The organism is Tepidiforma sp., from assembly GCF_026419595.1.
Taxonomy (GTDB): Bacteria; Chloroflexota; Dehalococcoidia; order Tepidiformales; family Tepidiformaceae; genus Tepidiforma.
The window spans coordinates 1-1,300 of record NZ_JANZZD010000065.1; the positions used below are offsets into that span (position 1 = coordinate 1).

1 protein-coding gene is annotated in these 1,300 nt (G+C 74.1%); it reads left to right on the top strand.

What is annotated here, in order from left to right; all coding sequences use genetic code 11:
- Positions 1–142 precede the first annotated feature (142 nt).
- Complete coding sequence (locus tag N2041_RS14310; protein WP_297679254.1) at positions 143–1,045, top strand: M23 family metallopeptidase; 903 nt, start codon at positions 143–145, stop codon at positions 1,043–1,045.
- The last annotated feature ends 255 nt before the right edge of the window (positions 1,046–1,300 follow it).

The following is a 1,300-nucleotide window of genomic DNA, read 5'->3' on the forward strand; positions in this document are numbered from 1 at the left end:
CGGCATCCCGCGGCAATGCCGCCGGCAGGCGGCGAGCCATCCCGCGCCGCGGGCGAACAGCCCGCGGCATCCCGCGCAGGGTGTGGAGAGGGGGCGAGGCGGCCGATGTTGGTAAGGGATGGTGCCGCGGATTCGGCTGCCGATGCGGGTTTCGCATGCCGCGCGGGTGATGCTGGCGGGCACGCTCGTCGCGGGCATCGCCGCCGTGATCACGGCGCGCCAGCCGAGCGGGACCGAAGCCGGCAGCGGCGGCGGCGAGCCCGCGGCAGCCGCGATGGCGGGCCACGCCGGCCGGCCTGCGAACCTCCCGCCCACCGCCACCCCGTCGCCGGCCGCGCACACCGACGAAGGCGCGGTCGAACTCCCGGCCGAAGGCGCGCTGCCCGATGCGCAGGCCGCCGAGGCCGCCGGCAGCCGCTTCCAGATGCCGCTCCGGGCATGGAGCCGGGTCACCGACCGGTACGGGGCGACGAACCGCGGCCCCGGCCGCATCCACGGCGGCATCGACCTCGCGCTCGAAGGCCTGAGCCGGTCGCCCGTCTACAGCGCCTGCAGCGGGACCGTCACGGCCACGGACTACTCGAGCGCGTACGGCTACCACGTCATCGTCGATTGCGGCGACGGGTGGTCGACCCTGTACGCGCATCTCAGCCAGGTGCTCGCGAAGCCGGGCGACGCCGTGAACAACGACGTGGTGCTCGGCATCACGGGCAGTTCGGGGTTTTCGACGGGTGAGCACCTGCACTTCGAAATCCGCTGGAACGATACGCCGGTGAACCCGGAACACTACCTCGATTTCAAGATTCCCCCCGGGGCGCCGCTTTCGGATGGGCCACTCTGGTTCCCGGGCAGCGGGTCGGCGGCGAAGCCGTCTGCCGCGCCGCCGACGGCCACGCCGACGCCGACCGAGACGCCGACGCCCACGAACACGCCGACGGTGACGCCGACGCCGACGATCACCCCGACTCCGACCTGGACGCCGACGCCGACACCGACACCGCGCCCGCCGACGCGGACGCCGACGCCGCTCCCGCGGGCGTATTGAGGGGGCGGGATGCCGCGGCGGGTGCCGCGGCGGCGGAGGCGGGAGGCGTGTGGCGGGAACCGGGAGGCGGGAACCGGGAGGCGGGAGACGGGAAGCGGGAAGCGAGAATAGGGAACCGGGAGCGAAGCTAACGTCCAACCTCCTACCTCCAACCTCCGACCGTAGTCGCGGGGCTCCGTCCCCGCGGGGCGCCATGCGCCCAACGGGTGTTGCGGGAACCGGGAGGCGGGAACCGGGAAGCGGGAACCGGGAGGC

Coding starts and splice junctions, on each gene's coding strand:
- N2041_RS14310 (WP_297679254.1), top strand. CDS start 143: ATGCGGGTTTCGCATGCCGCGCGGGTGATGCTGGCGGGCACGCTCGTC.